At 63.7% G+C, this 17,615-nt stretch carries 11 protein-coding genes; 6 read left to right on the forward strand and 5 right to left on the reverse strand.

Going from position 1 to position 17,615, the window contains the following annotated elements; genetic code table 11:
- Positions 1–14: 14 nt before the first annotated feature.
- The 3 genes from E6P07_RS13220 to E6P07_RS13230 form a co-directional block, all read right to left on the reverse strand.
- Positions 15–1,352 (reverse strand): phenylacetate--CoA ligase family protein, encoded by a 1,338-nt coding sequence (locus tag E6P07_RS13220; RefSeq protein ID WP_153976035.1) that lies wholly within the window; start codon positions 1,350–1,352, stop codon positions 15–17.
- A gap of 87 nt (positions 1,353–1,439) precedes the next feature.
- The gene (locus tag E6P07_RS13225) at positions 1,440–1,928 is read right to left on the reverse strand and encodes a 2-oxoacid:acceptor oxidoreductase family protein (protein WP_153976036.1); all 489 of its coding nucleotides are present in this window, start codon (positions 1,926–1,928) and stop codon (positions 1,440–1,442) included.
- Between the two features lie 268 nt (positions 1,929–2,196).
- Positions 2,197–3,822 (reverse strand): thiamine pyrophosphate-dependent enzyme, encoded by a 1,626-nt coding sequence (locus E6P07_RS13230; protein ID WP_153976037.1) that lies wholly within the window; start codon positions 3,820–3,822, stop codon positions 2,197–2,199.
- Positions 3,823–4,000: 178 nt separating this feature from the next.
- On the opposite strand from E6P07_RS13230, the gene E6P07_RS13235 reads away from it, so the two are divergent.
- From E6P07_RS13235 to E6P07_RS13255, 6 genes are all read left to right on the forward strand, one after another.
- Positions 4,001–6,502, forward strand: coding sequence for an EAL domain-containing protein (locus tag E6P07_RS13235; protein WP_153976038.1), 2,502 nt, complete (start codon positions 4,001–4,003; stop codon positions 6,500–6,502).
- A gap of 203 nt (positions 6,503–6,705) precedes the next feature.
- Entirely contained in the window at positions 6,706–10,662 is a 3,957-nt protein-coding gene (locus E6P07_RS13240; RefSeq protein WP_153976039.1) for a response regulator, read from the forward strand.
- Between the two features lie 58 nt (positions 10,663–10,720).
- Positions 10,721–10,897, forward strand: a complete 177-nt coding sequence (locus E6P07_RS14100; RefSeq protein ID WP_343031236.1) for an MCP four helix bundle domain-containing protein — start codon at positions 10,721–10,723, stop codon at positions 10,895–10,897.
- A 19-nt stretch (positions 10,898–10,916) separates the two neighbouring features.
- Positions 10,917–12,959 carry a methyl-accepting chemotaxis protein gene (locus tag E6P07_RS13245; protein ID WP_246172867.1) on the forward strand — a complete coding sequence of 681 codons (2,043 nt, stop codon included), beginning with the start codon at positions 10,917–10,919 and terminating at the stop codon, positions 12,957–12,959.
- Between the two features lie 33 nt (positions 12,960–12,992).
- Positions 12,993–14,225: a fused response regulator/phosphatase gene (locus E6P07_RS13250; protein ID WP_153976040.1), complete on the forward strand. Its 1,233-nt coding sequence runs from the start codon at positions 12,993–12,995 to the stop codon at positions 14,223–14,225.
- Between the two features lie 53 nt (positions 14,226–14,278).
- The gene (locus tag E6P07_RS13255; protein ID WP_153976041.1) at positions 14,279–15,352 is read left to right on the forward strand and encodes an HD domain-containing phosphohydrolase; all 1,074 of its coding nucleotides are present in this window, start codon (positions 14,279–14,281) and stop codon (positions 15,350–15,352) included.
- 10 nt (positions 15,353–15,362) lie between these two features.
- Here the strand turns inward: E6P07_RS13255 and E6P07_RS13260 are convergent, their stop codons facing one another.
- The gene (locus tag E6P07_RS13260; RefSeq protein WP_153976042.1) at positions 15,363–16,517 is read right to left on the reverse strand and encodes a PilT/PilU family type 4a pilus ATPase; all 1,155 of its coding nucleotides are present in this window, start codon (positions 16,515–16,517) and stop codon (positions 15,363–15,365) included.
- A gap of 60 nt (positions 16,518–16,577) precedes the next feature.
- Positions 16,578–17,615 (reverse strand): type IV pilus twitching motility protein PilT, encoded by a 1,038-nt coding sequence (locus E6P07_RS13265; protein ID WP_153976043.1) that lies wholly within the window; start codon positions 17,613–17,615, stop codon positions 16,578–16,580.

A 17,615-nucleotide genomic window follows, 5' to 3' on the forward strand; every position in this document is an offset into this window, starting at 1 on the left:
GCTCGCTTGAGGGATCAACCTTCGTTGCGCCGATCGATGACCCGCTTGGCCTTGCCCTCGCTGCGCGCCAGGGTGTGTGGTTCGACCAGGCGCAGCTCGACCCGGATGCCGAGGATCTGCTCGATCGACTGGGCCAGGCGGGCGCGGATGTCTTCCAGGCCGCGGATGCGGTCACTGAAGACCTCGGGTGTGACCTCGACCTCGACTGTCATGCGATCCAGACCCTGTTCCCGGGTGAGGACGATCTGATAGTGCGGCAATGTCCCCTCGACCGCCATGAGCGCCGCCTCGACCTGGGACGGGAAGACATTGACCCCGCGGATGATGAACATGTCGTCGGAGCGCCGAGCGACGCGCCGCATGCGGCGGAGGGTGCGTCCGCAGGGACAGGGCTCAGCGATGAGCGCGGTGATATCGCGGGTGCGATAGCGGATCATCGGCATCGCCTTCTTGCTCAGTGTCGTGATGACCAGCTCGCCCTCCTCGCCCTCGGGCAGCGGTTCGCCGCTGTCTGGGTCGATGATCTCAGGATAGAAGTGGTCCTCGAAGAGGTGCAGTCCGTCCTGGGCCGCACATTCGGACGCCACGCCGGGGCCGATGATCTCGGATAGGCCATAGATGTCGTAGGCCTTGATGCCGGCGGCGGACTCGATGTGCTGGCGCATCCCCTCGGTCCAGGGTTCGGCGCCGAAGATGCCGACCCGCAGCGGCAGTTCGCGCAGCTCGATGCCGAGTTCGTGCGCGCGTTCGATCACATGGGTGAAATAGCTCGGTGTGCAGCAGAGCGCGGTGACGTTGAAGTCGCGCATGAGCATGATCTGACGATCGGTGTTGCCGCCCGAGATCGGGATCACGGTTGCGCCCAGCGCCTCGCCGCCATAGTGGGCGCCCAGTCCACCGGTGAAGAGCCCATAGCCGAAGGCGTTCTGGAGGATGTCGCCGCGATGCAGCCCGCAGGCAGCGAAGGTGCGCATCATGACCTCGGACCAGACCTCGACGTCTTCGCGCGTGTAGGCGACCACGATCGGCTTGCCGGTGGTGCCGGAGGAGGCATGGAGTCGCACCACGTCGCTCATGGGGCTGGCGAACAGCCCGAAGGGATAGGTGTCGCGCAGATCGGTCTTGACCGTGAAGGGCAGGCGCTGGATATCCTGGAGCGACCGGATCGACTCTGGCGTCAGTCCGCGTGCCTCCATCCGCTCACGAAAGAGCTGGACCTTGGCATAGGCACGGGCGACCACGGCGCGCAACCGACGGAGCTGGATCTCTCGGAGCGCGGTCTGAGGCAAGAAGTCAGGGGCGCTTGCGGGATGGAAGCCGCCCTCGGCGTCGTTCCAAAGCTCTTTCAGCATCAGGGCCTCGTTAAAGCGTTGTTTGTTCGGTTGGAGAAGGGGCAGGCGCAGGATGGGCCGCGCGAACGCGATACCCATCCTGACTCTTTAAGCTCGAGCCGTGCGCGCTGCCGCGCGTCCGATCTCGAACGCCTGCTCGTTGAGCAGGTGCAGCTTCTCGGCCAGATTGGCGTGGATGGCGGCGATCCAGTGCGCCTCGGCGATGTCATCGAGCACGGTCGAGGCCGCGCCGAGCAGGGCGACGTTGAGGCTTTTCTTGTTCTTGAGCGCCTCGGGGGCGAGCAGGTTGGGTGTGATCAGCACACCCTCGGCCCGCAGCGTCGGACGGTTGATCTCGACCTGGGTCTCTTCCAGCACCACCAGCACATCGGCCTCGCCTGGCGGGACCATGGGACTCAGGATCCCCTTGCCATAACGCACATCACTGCTCACCGAGCCGCCGCGCTGGCTCATGCCGTGCAGCTCGCTCTTTTTGACCTCGAAGCCGGCGCGAAAGGCCGCCTCGGCCAGGATATCGGAGGCCTTGACCACGCCCTGACCACCGAGTCCGGCGATGACGATGTTCTTGACGTTCATAGACCCTCCGCAAGGAAACCCGCGACTTGAGTCGCGGGAGGAATGGCGGGTGCGCGAAGCGCACCATGTGGTGTATAATACAGTGTGGTCTCCGGGCGCACGCCGACTGTAACGCCAGTCGAAACCTGGCCCGGATTGGCAGCGGAGCCCCGCTGCCAAGGGCGGCTGTAAACACGCCCAATGTTGGGGATGTGGTCAACCATGTTTGCTGCGTCTCACAATAAAGCCTTCGACTTCAGTCGAGGGTTGTTTACGTGTTCTCGATTCCTCAGTCGACCAGATCCGCCGCGCAGGTGGCGCGCCGTTCGGCGTTGGCCTTCTCGTAGAGCCGGATCCTGGGTGCCGCGAGCACACAGGGCTGACGGGTGATGATCAGCGAGGTCTCGTTTCGCGCCAGCAGGTCCCGGATGAGATCGCGCAGCGCGTCGTCCTTGAGCGAGTTGGTGTCCATGACATGGACGTTCTGCACCCCCATGGCGCGTGCTGTCTCCTCGAAGCTGAGCCGATGGGTCGCCGAGTGGTCGAGCAGACGCCCGGTGCCCGGATGCTCCTGCTGGCCAGTCATGGCCGTGGTGCCGTTGTCGAGGATGAGGACCAGATGCCCGGTCGGCGGCGGGTTATAGACCATCTCGGTGAGGCCGGTGAGACCCGAATGCACGAAGGTCGAGTCGCCGATGACGCTGACCACCCGCCGCGCCTGGTCCTCGGGCAGCACATGACGCAGACCCAACCCAACCCCAATGCTCGCCCCCATGCAGACACAGGTATCCATGGCCGAGAAGGGCGGCAGCACGCCGAGGGTGTAGCAACCGATGTCGCCGGCGACGATGCAGTCGAGGTCGCGCAGGGCCTCGAAGACGCCGCGATGCGAGCAGCCGGGGCAGAGTTCGGGTGGCCTGCCCTGGGGCGGCATGGCCTCGGGACGGGTGTCTTGGGCGAGGATGCGCCGCACGCGTTCGACATTGAGCTCGCCGAAGCGATACATCTCGGGCTTGCCCTCGGCCGGGATCCCGGCGGCACGCAAGGACTCGACCAATACCGGGTCGCCCTCCTCGATCACGACCAGCCGCTCGACCCGTTCGGCAAAGGCGCGGAGGCGCTCGATCGGTAGCGGGTAGGTCAGGCCGAAGCTCAGATGCATGGCCGCAGGCGCGGCCTCACGCGCATGCATGGCGCTGATCCCAGTGGCGATGATGCCGAGCCGGGGATCGCCCTCGTGGATCTCGATGGGTCCTTCGGACTCGTTCCAGGCCGCGATCTCGGCGAGCTTTTGGCGCAGACGCCGATGCGCCGGTCTGGCATAGGCCGGGATCATGACCCGTGCCGGTAGGTCGCGCGCGAAGTGCGGCTCGGGCCGGGTCTGGAGTGCCGGACGCGGATTCACCTGGGTCTTGGAATGACAGACGCGCGTGGTCAGGCGCAGGATGACCGGGATCTGCCAGCGTTCCGAGAGCTCGAACGCCAGCCAGGTGAAGTCATAGGCCTGTTGCGAGTCATAGGGTTCGAGCATTGGGACGCCGGCGGCACGCGCATAGTGACGGTTATCCTGTTCGTTCTGGCTCGAGGCCATGCCGGGGTCGTCGGCCGAGACGACCACCAAGCCCCCCTCGACATCGGTATAGGCGGCGGTGAACAAGGGGTCAGCCGCCACGTTCAGCCCGACGTGCTTCATGGTCACCAGGGTCCGCGCCCCGGCAAAGGCGCTGCCGAGTCCGACCTCGAGCGCGACCTTCTCGTTCGGCGACCATTGGGCGCGCCCGCCGATCCGGTCGAAGGTCTCGAGGATCTCGGTGGACGGTGTGCCTGGGTATCCCGTGCCTAGCCGGACCCCGGCGTGCAGCGCCGCCAGCGCAACGGCCTCGTCGCCACTCAATAGAAGTCGCTTGACAGTCATTGTGTAAGGTCGCTCTCGTTCTTGGGGTAGGACGTCCGCATTATCCGCTGCGTCGCTTGACGACAGCAACCCGGAGCGATCTTGACACCTGTAAGTCGCTGAACGGTAGGGGTGACAATAGGCCTGACGATGGCCAGACCGCCTGTCACACCTGCCTTAAATCTTGGAACAGCCTCTCATGAGCCAAACACCCCTTGCCACCGAGATGCTCGAGCAGCTCGTGGTCCCGACCTTTGTACTGGATGCCTCGGGTCGCGTCATCGTCTGGAACCGCGCTTGTGAAGAGCTGACGGGCATGCCTGCCGATCGGGTCATGGGCAGCCGGGACCACTGGCAGGCCTTCTATCCCGAATGCCGACCCTGTCTGGCCGATCTGGTGTTGCAGGAGCGTCTGGACGAGATCCCCCAGTTTTATCCCGATTTTGACCAGATGGTGTGTACTGGCCAGGTGGCCCACGCCGAGAACTGGTGCCAGATGCCCTTGCTGAACACCGAACGCTATCTCGCCATCGATGCCGGCCCGGTGCGCGACGCCGCGGGTCGGATCATCGCCGTGGTCGAGACCCTGCGCGATCGCACCTCGCATAAACTGGCCGAGATCCGGCTGCGCCAGATGGCCAGCGTCTTCGAGCACTCCCAGGAAGGGATCCTGATCACCGACCCCAAGACCCGGATCCTGGATGTCAATGCGTCCTTCGTCAGGGTCACAGGCTACAGCCGCGAGGAGGTGCTGGGCCGGACACCAGCCCTGCTCAAGTCCGGTGTGCAGGACGCCGACTTCTATCGCAGACTGTGGCGCGATCTAAACGAAACCGGGCGCTGGCACGGTGAGATCTGGAATCGCAAGAAATCGGGCGAGCTCTATCCCGAGATCCTGCATATCAATGCGGTGTGCGATCCATCCGGTCAGGTGACCCATTACATCGGTATGTTCATCGACATCACCGACCTCAAGAACACGCAGCAGCGGCTCGAACACCTGGCCCACTACGACCTGCTCACCGGCCTGCCCAATCGCCTGCTGTTGGTCAATCGCCTGCGTCAGGCGTGGGACCATGCCCAGCAGTATGAACGCCTGATCGCCGTCTGTTTCCTGGATCTCGACAATTTCAAGCTGGTCAACGATCACCACGGACACGAGATCGGCGATCGTCTATTGATCGAGATCGGTCGGCGTTTGCTCGACACCTTGCGTTCCAAGGATACGGTGTCGCGACTGGGCGGGGACGAGTTCGTGATCCTGCTCAACGACCTGCGCAACCAGGAAGAATTGGACACTGTCCTGGTGCGGTTGCTCGACCGTGTGGCGCATCCGGTGTGCATCGACGACCTTCAGATCGCGATCACCGTCAGCATCGGCGTCACCCTCTATCCGCTCGATGACCATGATCCCGACACCCTGCTGCGTCATGCCGATCAGGCGATGTATCAGGCCAAGCAGATGGGGCGCAACCGCTATCAGCTCTTCGATCCCAAAGCGGCCAAGGCGATGCAGTCGCGCCATCGCGAGCTGGAACGCCTCCGCCAGGCCCTCCAGCACGGTGAGTTCCGACTCTATTACCAACCCAAGGTCAATATGCGCCTTGGCCAGGTGATCGGCATGGAGGCCTTGATCCGCTGGCAACACCCCGAGCGTGGACTGATACCGCCCCTCCAGTTCTTGCCGCTGATCGAAGATTCGCCGCTGACCATCGACCTCGGCGAATGGGTGTTGCACGAGGCGCTGGAGCAGATCCAGCAATGGTGCGCCTCAGGGCGACCCCTGGTCATCAGCGTCAATATCGCGGCCCATCATTTCCAGCAGCCCGACTTCGTGCCGCGCCTACAGTCGATCCTGGCCGAACACCCCAAGGCACCGCCGCGCCTGCTGGAGCTCGAGATCCTCGAAAGCGCGGCCCTGGAGGATATCCGGAGTATGCGCGGCATCATGACCGCCTGTCAGGCCATGGGTGTGCGCTTTGCGCTCGACGACTTCGGCACCGGTTACTCATCCCTCAGTTATCTCAAGCAGCTTCCAGCCGAGACCCTCAAGATCGATCAGTCATTCGTGCGCGATATGCTGGAAGACCCCGAGGACCTGGCCATCATCGAGGGGGTGATCGGCCTGGCTCGGGTGTTCAGAAAGGAGGTGATCGCCGAGGGGGTGGAGACCCCGGAACAGGGGTTGCTACTGATGCGTTTCGGCTGTGATCGGGCCCAGGGCTATGGGATCGGACGGCCCATGCCTGCCGAGCAGGTCTCGGACTGGATGGACGGGTTTGCAGAAAACTGGCAATGGAATCTCTGGATGGACCCCCAGTTGAGGTCCCTGGACATCCCGCTGCTGCTGATCCAATACGATCACATCAAATGGATCAGACACATCGTCCAGGCCGTGGAGTCCGGCGAACGTCTGCCGCCGGCAGAGGCTCCAACCGCCAGCGTCGTCCTTCGCTTCGATACCTGGTACAGCGGCGAGGGGCGCACCCAGTACGGACAGCTTCCGGCCTATACTGAGCTTGGCGGCCTCCATCACGAGATCCTCCGGCTTGGACGTCTGATCATCGAACGGCACGGCAGGGGCGAAACAGCGGGGCTGAGCGCTGAATGCGACGCGCTCATCGCGCTCAAAAAGCGGCTGCTGCATCAGCTCAAGCTGCTCCATCAGAGGCGAGCCGACCCGGCGGCGAGAGCGACCTGAGGCCAACGTGACACAGTCCCGTCATATCCGTGCCGATCCAGGGCGCTGCGGCGGGCATCGTAATTTGCCGGTTATCTCGACTCGAGCCTGAGGCTGGACATCAGTGTGCGGTAGACTATCTCGGCGCCTTATTGCGCTCAGGGGCGTTGCCGTTCTAGATGCGGTTCGATGCCGGTGACAGACACAATCGATAGGGGCTCGCCATGACTTCTTCCTCCAAGCCGCCGATACTCTCCGATTGGTCGAGGATCCGCGAGCGCGCGCGCCAGGCCCTCGATCGCGGTGAACTCGAGTGGGCCGAGCAGCGACTGGCGCGCGGTGAGCTCGATCTCCCCGAGCTCACCGAGAACCTGCTCATCTATCAGGCCGAGCTCGAGCTCCAAAACGTCGAACTGCGCGAGGCCCAGGCCGCGGTCGAGCACATCGCCAACCGCTATACCGCGCTCTTCTACGGCGTCCCCCTGCCCATCCTGGTGGTCGATCGCCATGGCCTGATCCTCATGGCCAACCATGCCGCCGACCGACTGTTTGTGCTGCGCGAGAAGCACAAGCGCCAGCACTATCTGCCGCGCCTGGTCGCGCGCGAGTCTGAGGCGGGTCTGGACGACACCCTGCAACGCGCCTGGGATACCGGTGAGGCGCACTGTAGCGAGGTTCGGTTTCTCACCACAGAGGCCGGACAGTTCAGCGGCGAGCTCCATGTGGTGCGGATACCAGACGAGGAGGGGGGTGGGCAGTACCAGCTGATCTGTTCCATCGTCGATCTCACCGAGCGTCTGCGTCACGAGTCCGAGCTCCAGGCCGCTTATGTACGGCTGTATGAGAGCGAGCTGCAGTATCGGATGCTGGCCCAGTATTCGTCCGACTGGGACTACTGGCTCGGGCCGGATCGGCGCTATCTCTATGTCTCGCCGGTGTGCGAGGCCATCTGCGGCCACCCCGCCGAGTCCTTCATGGCCGATCCCGGGCTCATGGATCGCCTGATCCACCCTGAAGACCGCCTGCTGTGGCTGAGACACAAGGCCGAGATCGCCAAGGATCTCGGGAATCTCGAGGAACAGCGCCTCCAGTTTCGGATCTGCCGACCCGATGGCAGCTACCGCTGGATCGAACACCTCTGTCGTCCGGTGCACGACCTCGATGGGTCTTACCAAGGGCGACGGGGGGTCAATCGCGACATCACCGCGCGCAAGCAGGGTGAGCTGCTCATGGATCTGCAGAAGCGTCGCGCCGAGGCCCTGCTGGAGCTGCCCCAGATCGCCGACGACCTCGACGAGATCGGTTTCATGCAGCAGGGTCTGGCGCTGGCCGAAGGGCTCACCGCAAGCCGCATGGGCTTCATCCATCTGGTCAACCCCGATCAGGAGACGATCGAACTGGTCGCCTGGTCGCGCTCTATCCTCGAGGATGGCGGTTGCGTCCTGCCCGCGAACGTGCTCCATTACTCGGTCAGCCGGGCCGGGATCTGGGCCGATGCCCTGCGCCGGCGTTGCCCCATCGTCTGCAACGACTATCCGGCCCTTGCCGATAAGTCCGGTCTGCCGCCGGGCCACGCCCCGCTCCAGCGCTTCTTGGTCGTCCCGGTGATCGAGGGCGGTCTGGTGCGCATGCTGGCCGGCGTGGGCAACAAGGCCCGCGATTACAGCGAACTCGATGTCGAGAGCGTCCAGCTCCTCGCCAACGCCATCTGGCGCACGGTGCACCAGCGTCGCGCCGAGCAGGCGCTGCGCCTGAACGAGGCGCGCTTCCGGCGGCTGTCGATGCTGATGTCAGACATCGTCTATTCCTGCATCGAGGTCGGGCCGGGTCGCTACAAACTCGACTGGCTCAATGGGGCCGTCGAGGCCATCACCGGTTATACGCGCGAGGCGATCCTCGCCATGGGCACCTGGCGTCGGCTGGTGGTGCTGGAGGATCGTCCGCTGTTCGACCGCCACCAGTCCGGTCTGAAGGAGGAATCGATCTCGAGTTGTCAGCTGCGTCTGCGCCGGCGCGACGGCAGTTCGGCCTGGGTCGAGATCATCAATCAGTGCCTGATCGACGAATGCGGGGCGCGCCGGCTCTATGGCGGCATCAAGGACATCGGCGAGCGCAAGCGTGCCGAACACCAGCTCCAGGAATACGCCCGCCGCATGGAGCTCCAGAATCAGGAGCTCGACCGGGCGCTGGCCCAGGCCGAGGCCTCGACCCAGGCCAAGAGTCGGTTCCTGGCCAACATGAGCCACGAGATCCGCACCCCGATGAATGGTGTCATCGGCATCACCCGCCTGCTGCTCGACACCGACCTGGATCCCGAACAACGTCGCCTGGTCGAGATCCTGCGCACCAGCGGCGAGAACCTCCTGGCGCTCATCAACGATATCCTGGACCTATCCAAGATCGAGGCCGGCAAGCTAGAGCTCGAACACCTGGCGTTCGACCTCCGCCTCTTGATCGAAGAGACCCTGGAGATGATGGCCTTCAATGCCCAGACCAAGGGTCTGGAGTTGACCTATTGCATCGCCCCAGAGACGCCGACCGCGGTGCGCGGCGACCCGCGCTATCTGCGTCAGATCATCGTCAACCTCATGAGCAACGCGATCAAGTTCACGGAGCGCGGCGAGGTCGGGCTCCAACTCGCGCCAGTACGCACCGAGGCCGGGCGGGTCTTGATCCGGTTCGAGGTTCACGACAGCGGCATCGGTATCCCCGCAGACCAGATCGGCAAGCTGTTTACCGCCTTCAGTCAGGTCGATAGCTCGACGACACGCCGTTTCGGTGGCACCGGGCTGGGGCTGGTCATCGCCAAGCAACTCGCGCACTTGATGCACGGCGACATCGGGCTGGAGAGTCAGCCCGGCCAGGGGTCGCGCTTTTGGTTTACCGCCGAGCTCGAGTGTTCGCCAGAGACCGCGACCGAACCTCAGGGACGGGCGGAGGGACTCGAGGGGGTCCGGGTGCTGGTGGTGGACGACCACCTGGACAACCGGAACCAGGCCGCGACCTTCCTGCACGCCTGGGGCTGTCAGGTCGCGCTGGCGAGAGGCGCCGAGGAGGCGCTGCACGCCTTGCGTCAGTCCAGGCAGGCTGGCATGCCCTTCGACGTGGTCCTGATCGATCGACGTATGCCAGACCCCGATGGTCTGCAACTGGCGCGGCTGATCAAGCAGGAACCCGAGATCCGCGACACCCGGCTCGTGCTGCTGACCGCGCTGGCCAGGCGCGATGACGGCCTGTGCCTCGATTCGGGTGATTTCGCCGGCTATCTCACCAAGCCCTTGCGCCGCCATCTGGTGCGCGAGTGTCTGCTGCGCGTCATGGGGCGCGAGAGGATGGCGTCGGGGCCTGTCGAGCCGAGTGGCTGGTCGGGAATCGGTCAACCGGCCAACCCAGAAGCGCGCATCCTGCTCGTCGAGGACAACCCGACCAACCAGATCGTCGCGCGTGGCATCTTGGAGAAGCTCGGTTATCCTACGCTGGACATCGCAAGCAATGGTCGGGAGGCCCTGGAGGCCTTGGCCCGCACCCGCTACGACCTGGTGCTCATGGACGGCCAGATGCCGGAACTCGACGGTTTCGAGACCGCGCGGCTCATTCGCAAGGGCGAATCCGGAGTGCTCGATCCCAACGTCCCAATCGTGGCCATGACGGCGCTGGTCATGCCGGGTGATGTGAGACGCTGCCTCGATGCCGGGATGAACGCCTATATCTCGAAGCCGGTACAACCGGAGGAATTGGGCCGGGTCATCGCCAAACATCTGGCGCGCAGTGAGGCGCGTGTCGAACCGCCGCCGGTTGAGGCGTCCGATCCTGGACTGGATTCCGAGACCGACACGGTGCCCTCATTCGACGCCGACGACATGCTTGGGCGCGTGCTGGGGGATCGCGCCATCGCCTCTGAGGTCATCGAGCAGTTCCTGCTCGACGCCCCGGCTCGGCTCCAGGAGCTGCGCGCCTGTCTGGAGTCGGGCGATTGGTCTGGGGTGCGGCGCAAGGCCCATAGCCTGGTGGGTCTGGCCGCCAATGTCTCGGCCTTGCGTCTGCGCGGGTTGGCGGCTCGACTGGAGGATCTCGATGATCGCGACGACATCCAGGTCGAGGTCGAGCGTCTAACAGCGCTCATGGAGCATGAATTCAGCAGTTTGCGTGTCCTTTTGCTCGACTGGATGCAGGTCTCCTGATGTCACCGTTCATCCTGATCCACGGTCGAATCCACATACATTCTTAGGAATTGGCGATATGGGCAATCTAAAGGTATCGACCCGCTTGGGGTTAGGGTTCGGGGCGGTCTTGTTGTTGTTGGCCTTGGTCGCCCTCATCGGCTGGTTCAATATGTACCGGCTCAATCAGGATATCGATCCTGATCGTCGACGACCTCTTTCCCAAGACCGTCGAGGCCAATGGCATCATCGATAAGGTCAATACCGTCGCGCGCGTGTTTCGCGACGCCCTGCTGCTGGACGATCCCGCGCAGCTCGCCCAGGAGCTCGACCGGCTCCCCGCGCTCAGTCAGGCCATCACCGCCCATCTCGATCGGCTGACGGCGACCATCCATTCCGCCGAGGGACTCAAACGGCTCGAGGCGGTGAAGGCGACGCGCGCGGCCTATGTCGAGCAGGCGCGTCAGCTAGAGGCGCTCATCCGCGCGGGGCGCGATGTGGAGGCCCGAGTGCTGCTGCGAGGAGATTTTCGAACCGCCGGGAAAAACTACCTCGAGGCCATCACCACGCTCATCGAATACCAGACGGCGCTCATGGCCGAGACCGGTCAAGCGGCCAATGCGCGCGTTGAGGTCGCGGCGATTGCGATCCTCCTGATCTCGGCCGTGGCGCTCGTGGTGGGGATTGGGATCGCGCTCTGGATCACCCGCGCGCTTATGAAGCAGCTCGGCGGTGAACCCGACTATGCCGCGGCCATGGCACTTGCCGTGGCCAACGGCGATCTCTCGCACAGCATCCGGACCCGGGACGGCGATACCACCAGTCTGCTCGCCTCGTTCAAGGTGATGCAGGAGGGCCTCAAGCAGCTGGTCGGTGAGATCAACGCTATCGTCCAGGCCGCGGCCCGGGGTGATTTCAGCCGCCGTCTGGATCTGTCCAGCAAACAGGGGTTCGGCCGGGAGATCGGCGCAGGGGTCAATCGATTGGTCGAGACCACCGAGGTTGGACTCAAGGACGTCACCCGCGTAGCCCAGGCCCTGGGCGCAGGCGATCTCTCCCAGACCATCACCCGCGACTATCCGGGACTCTTCGGCGAGACCAAGGACGGCGTCAACGGTACCGTGAAGGCCCTGACTGCCATGGTCGAGGAGATCCGCCACATCGTCGAGGCCGCCAACCGGGGCGACTTCAGCAGCAGGTTGGATCTGGCTGGCAAGCAGGGCTTCGCGCGCGACATCGCGCACCTGCTCAATCAGCTCGCCGACACCATCGAGGTGGGCCTCAAAGACATCATGCGCGTGGCTCAAGCGCTCTCCGAGGGCGATCTCTCCCAGACCATCACCCGCGACTATCCGGGACTCTTCGGTGAGACCAAGGCCGGCGTCAACACCACGGTCGCCAACCTCAGGGATCTGGTGTTCCGAATCCGTGAGGCGGTCGACACCATCAATACCGCCGCCAGCGAGATCGCCACCGGCAACCAGGATCTGAGCCGGCGCACCGAGGAGCAGGCGAGCTCCTTGGAGGAGACGGCGAGTTCCATGGAGGAGCTGACCAGCACCGTCAAGCAGAACGCCGACAACGCCCGTCAGGCCAATCAGCTCGCCATCGCGGCATCCGAGGTCGCAGTCAAGGGTGGGGCTGCAGTCGAGTCTTCGGTCCAGACCATGGCCGCCATCTCCGAGTCGAGCAAGAAGATCGCCGACATCATCGGCGTCATCGACGGCATCGCCTTCCAGACCAACATCCTGGCGCTCAACGCGGCCGTGGAAGCAGCGCGTGCGGGTGAACAGGGGCGCGGTTTCGCCGTGGTGGCCGGCGAAGTGCGCAATCTCGCCCAGCGCTCGGCCAGTGCCGCCAAGGAGATCAAGGCGCTCATCACCGACAGCGTCTCCAGGGTCGAGTCGGGGACCGAGCAGGTCAACGAGGCCGGGAGACGCATGACCGAGATCGTCGCGTCGATCAACCGTGTCGCCCGCCTCATCGCCGAGATCTCGGCCGCCTCGGATGAGCAGTCCAGCGGCATCGAGCAGGTCAATCAGGCCATCACCCAGATGGACGAGGTCACCCAGCAGAACGCTGCACTGGTCGAGGAGGCCGCCGCCGCTGCCGAGTCGCTGGAGGACCAGGCCCGCACCCTGGCCGAGGTGGTCGCGGTGTTCAGGCTCGGAACCGAGGGCCAGAGGCGGACGCCCAGCCGTCCGTCTGCGTCCAGCCGGGCGACCGCCGTGGTCAAGCCCGGCAAGGCGGTGTCCAGGGTCAGTCGCGCGCGTCCGCCATCGCCGCCCGATGACGGCGAAGAATGGGCGGAATTCTGAGTCTCAGGTGTCATGGATCCAGGTGGGTTCGGTATGAATCTGGCGCCTCCGGCATCGATGATTGCCCCGGTGTCGTGCGATCCGATCGCCCCGATGGCCGGGCGTGGTCTTGCGCTGATCGTCGACGACGAGGCGTCCAATCGCCGTCTGCTCGGCGCGATGCTCGCCAAGGAGGGATTCCGCACCATTGAGGCCTGCAATGGGCGTGAGGCCGTGGAGCGCTTCGAGCGTGAGCGCCCCGATATCATCTTCATGGATCTGCTGATGCCGGAGATGGATGGTCTGGAGGCCACGCGCCAGATTAAGCAGCGCGCCGGGGAAGACTTCGTCCCGGTGATCTTCATTACCGCGCTGACGGACGAGCAGTGTCTGTTGCGTTGCATCGAGGCCGGAGGCGACGACTTTCTCGCCAAGCCCTTCAGCCTCACGCGGCTCAAGGCGCGGGTCCTGGCCATGGAGCGGGTGCGCGATCTTCAACGCGCGCTCGCCGCCAAGCAGCGTCTGCTCGAAACATTCTTCGACCACGACCAAGAAGAGAAACGACTGGCCGAGCGCATTTGGGGTCAGGCGATCAAGCGGTACAATCCGCACATCCCCGCCATCGCCCTGGTCGAGCGCCCAGCCGCCCTCTTCAATGGCGATCTGATCTTGATGGGGTGGCTTCCGGACAGGGGGTTGAGGGTCTTATTCGGCGACTTCACCGGTCATGGGCTGGCGGCGACCGTCTGCGCCCTGCCGGTGGCGGATGCCTTTCATGCCATGACGGCGAAGGGCTTTGACGATTTGGCCTTGCTCACTGAGATCAATCACAAGCTCTACCATCTTCTACCCACGGAGCGCTTCATGGCGGCCTATCTGGTCTCGATCTCCGGACGCGGCGACACCCTGTGCTGGTGGAACAGCGGCATGCCGGCGGCCCAGTTGCGAACCGCCACGGATCTGATCGAACTGCACTCGCACCAACTGCCGCTTGGTATCCTGCCAAAGCTACAGGATCCAGTCATGCAGTGCATGGGTATCTCGGCAGATGATCGTCTGCTGCTCATGAGCGACGGCTTGCTCGAGGCGCTCGATCGGCAGGGTCGGATGTTCGGCGAGGCGGGTCTGCACGACCTGTTGCAGAGATGGCCGCCTGGAACACCGATCCTCCCGGAGCTGATGCGCCGTTTCGATGCCCATTGCGCCGGGACCGCTCAAACCGACGACGTAGCCGTGGTCGAGATTCCACTTAATATCGGCCTCCTGCATCGCCAGTCAGGAACCTGAGCCTCTGGGTCATGTCAATGATCCTGACCTCCATCAGCGGGACTAAAAAGCCTATGGCAAGAGTCGATACACTGTGCCGTAAGACGGCCAGGATCCTGGTCGTCGACGATGAGCGCGTCAGTCTGGTGCTGATGGAGCGCCTGCTTCAGGTGTCTGGCTATACGAACATCGTCCTGATCCAGAATCCCTACGATTTCATGGAGATCTATGATCAGGCGCCGACCGACCTCATCTTGCTCGATATCGAGATGCCGGGCTTAAACGGGTTCGATCTCATCGAACAGCTGGCGGCGCGCGGGGATCCGCTCACGCCGCCGATCCTGGTACTCACCTCGCAGCGCACGCGCGACTACCGGTTACGTGCACTCGAGGCCGGGGCCAGTGACTTCATCGCCAAGCCCTTCGATCAGGCCGAGGTCGCCGCCCGGGTGCGCAATATGCTCGACGTGCAGCTCGCGCATCGCATGGCGCATGATCAAAAGGACATCCTGGAGCGCATCGTCTACGAGCGCACCCGCCAGATCCGCGAGACGCAGCTGCAAGTCGTGCACCGTCTGGGGCGGGCCGCCGAGTATCGCGACAACGAGACTGGCCAGCACATCCTGCGCATGAGTCACATCTCAACCCTGCTCGCCCGGCACCTGGGCTGGGATGAGGGGCGCTGTGAAATCATGCTGCACGCCAGTCCCATGCACGACGTGGGCAAGATCGGCATCCCCGACAGCATCCTGCTCAAACCTGGTGTGCTCACGCCCGAGGAATGGCGGATCATGCAGACCCACACCACCATCGGCGGGGACATCCTGAGCGGCGATGACTCTGATCTACTGCGGATGGCGCGCGAGATCGCCCTGACGCATCACGAGAAATGGGACGGCAGCGGCTATCCGCTCGGGCTTGCGGGCGAAGACATCCCCGAGTCTGGACGCATCGTGGCCCTCGCTGACGTCTTCGATGCCCTGACCTCGGTGCGCCCCTACAAACCGGCCTGGGAGGTGGGGGCGGCCCTGGAGTGGATGCGCGGACAAGCGGGGCGGCATTTCGATCCGCGTCTCATGGAGATCTTTCTCAGCCTCGTCCCCCAGATCCTGGAGATCCGCGAGCGCTTCGCCGATCCTTCGATCTAAAACGGCGTGCTCAGCGTTTGCTTCTGGGGTCTTCGTCCCGAACCAGCTGCATGCCCTCGATGGCCTCGTCCACCTCGCCGCCCGCCCCCAGCCCGCCCTGGAGCTTGATCATCAGTCGGACCTCGTTGGCCGAATCGGCATACTTCAGGGCATCCTCGTAACTGATCTCGCCTTCCTGATAGAGATTGAACAGCGCCTGATCGAAGGTGATCATCCCCTGCTCACCTGAACGCTTCATCAGATCCTTGAGTTTGTGGACCTCGCCGGCGCGGATGAGGTCGGCGGCCAGCGGGGTATTGAGCAGGATCTCGACCACCGCGCGTCGACCCTGACCGTTTTTGCGCGGCACCAGCTGCTGGGCGATGATGCCCTTGAGGTTGAGCGAGAGATCCAGCAGCATCTGCGCGCGCGATTCCTCGGGGAAGAAGTTGATGATGCGGTCCATCGCCTGGTTGGCGTTGTTGGCGTGCAGGGTGGCGAGCACAAGATGTCCGGTCTCGGCAAAGGTGATGGCATATTCCATGGTCTGGCGGGTGCGGATCTCGCCGATCAGGATGACGTCCGGGGCCTGTCTTAGGGTATTGCGCAGCGCCACCTCGAAGGACTCGGTATCGACCCCGACCTCGCGCTGGGTGATGATGCAGCCGTCGTGCTCATGGAGATACTCGATCGGGTCCTCGACCGTGATGATGTGGCCCGAGCTGTGATGGTTGCGATAGCTGATCAGGGCGGCGAGCGAGGTCGACTTACCTGTACCTGTGGCGCCGACGAAGATCACCAAACCGCGCTTGATCATCGCCAGGTCGCGCAGGATCGAGGGGAGTTTAAGCTCCTCGAGGGTGGGGATGCGGGTCTCGATGCGTCGCAGCACCATGCCGGGCGAATCGCGTTGGACGAAGGCGCTCACGCGGAAGCGCCCAAGCGAAGGACGACTGATCGCAAACTGACACTCCTTGGTGTCCTCAAACTCGGCGCGCTGGCGCTCGTTCATGAGCTCATAGACCATGGCCCGGGATTGCTCGGCCGTGAGCGGCTGCTTGGTGGCGGGATAGAGTGTGCCGTCGATCTTGATGCTCGGTGGCCAGCCGGCGGTGATGAAGAGGTCCGAGCCCTTCTTCTCGACCATGGCCTGCAACAGTTGTTCTAGTGCACGCTTCAGATCCATAAGTCAGCCTCGCTCGATTTTTTGATGGGGGACGATCCATGGTCGGGGACGCTGGCGCTCTCAGATGAAGTCCTCCTTGTTCTGCGCCTTGGCGCGGGCGTCTGCACGAGTGATCAGTCCCTTGAGCAGGAGCTCCTTGAGATTCTGATCCAGGGTCTGCATCCCGTGGGCCTGACCGGTCTGGATCGCCGAATACATCTGGGCAACCTTGGCCTCGCGGATGAGGTTGCGGATGGCAGGGGTGCCGATCATGATCTCGTGCGCGGCGATGCGTCCGCCGCCGGTCCTCTTCAACAGCGTTTGCGAGATGACCGCACGTAGGGACTCCGACAGCATGGCGCGCACCATGTCCTTCTCGGCCGCTGGAAAGACGTCGATGATGCGGACGACGGTCTTGGCCGCTGAGGTGGTGTGCAGGGTGCCAAATACCAGGTGTCCGGTCTCGGCGGCGGTCAGCGCCAGCCGGATGGTCTCTAGGTCACGCATCTCGCCCACGAGGATGATATCCGGATCCTCGCGCAGTGCCGAGCGCAGTGCCTCGCTGAACCCGAGCGTGTCCTTGTGCACCTCGCGCTGGTTGATCAGACATTTCTTACTGATGTGCACGAATTCGATCGGATCCTCGATGGTGAGGATGTGTTCGTACTTGTTGTCGTTGAGATAGTCGATCATGGCCGCGAGCGTGGTCGACTTGCCGGAGCCGGTTGGGCCCGTGACCAGGATCAGGCCGCGCGGGACATCGATGATCTCCTTGAAGATCTTGGGTGCCTTGAGTTCCTCGAGCGTCAGCACCTTGGAGGGGATGGTGCGGAAGACCGCCGCCGCACCGCGCTTCTGGTTGAAGGCGTTGACGCGGAAACGGGCCACACCCGGGATCTCAAACGAGAAGTCGGTCTCTAGGAACTCCTCGTAGTCCTTGCGCTGTTTGTCGTTCATGATGTCGTAGACAAGCGAATGGACCGCGCGATGTTCCAAGGGCGGGACATTGATGCGGCGCATGTCGCCGTCAACCCGGATCATGGGCGGGAGCCCCGCCGACAGATGCAGGTCCGAGGCGTTGTTCTTGACGCTAAAGGCGAGCAGTTCGGCGATGTCCAT

The organism is Thermochromatium tepidum ATCC 43061, assembly GCF_009664085.1.
In the GTDB taxonomy this organism is placed as follows: domain Bacteria; phylum Pseudomonadota; class Gammaproteobacteria; order Chromatiales; family Chromatiaceae; genus Thermochromatium; species Thermochromatium tepidum.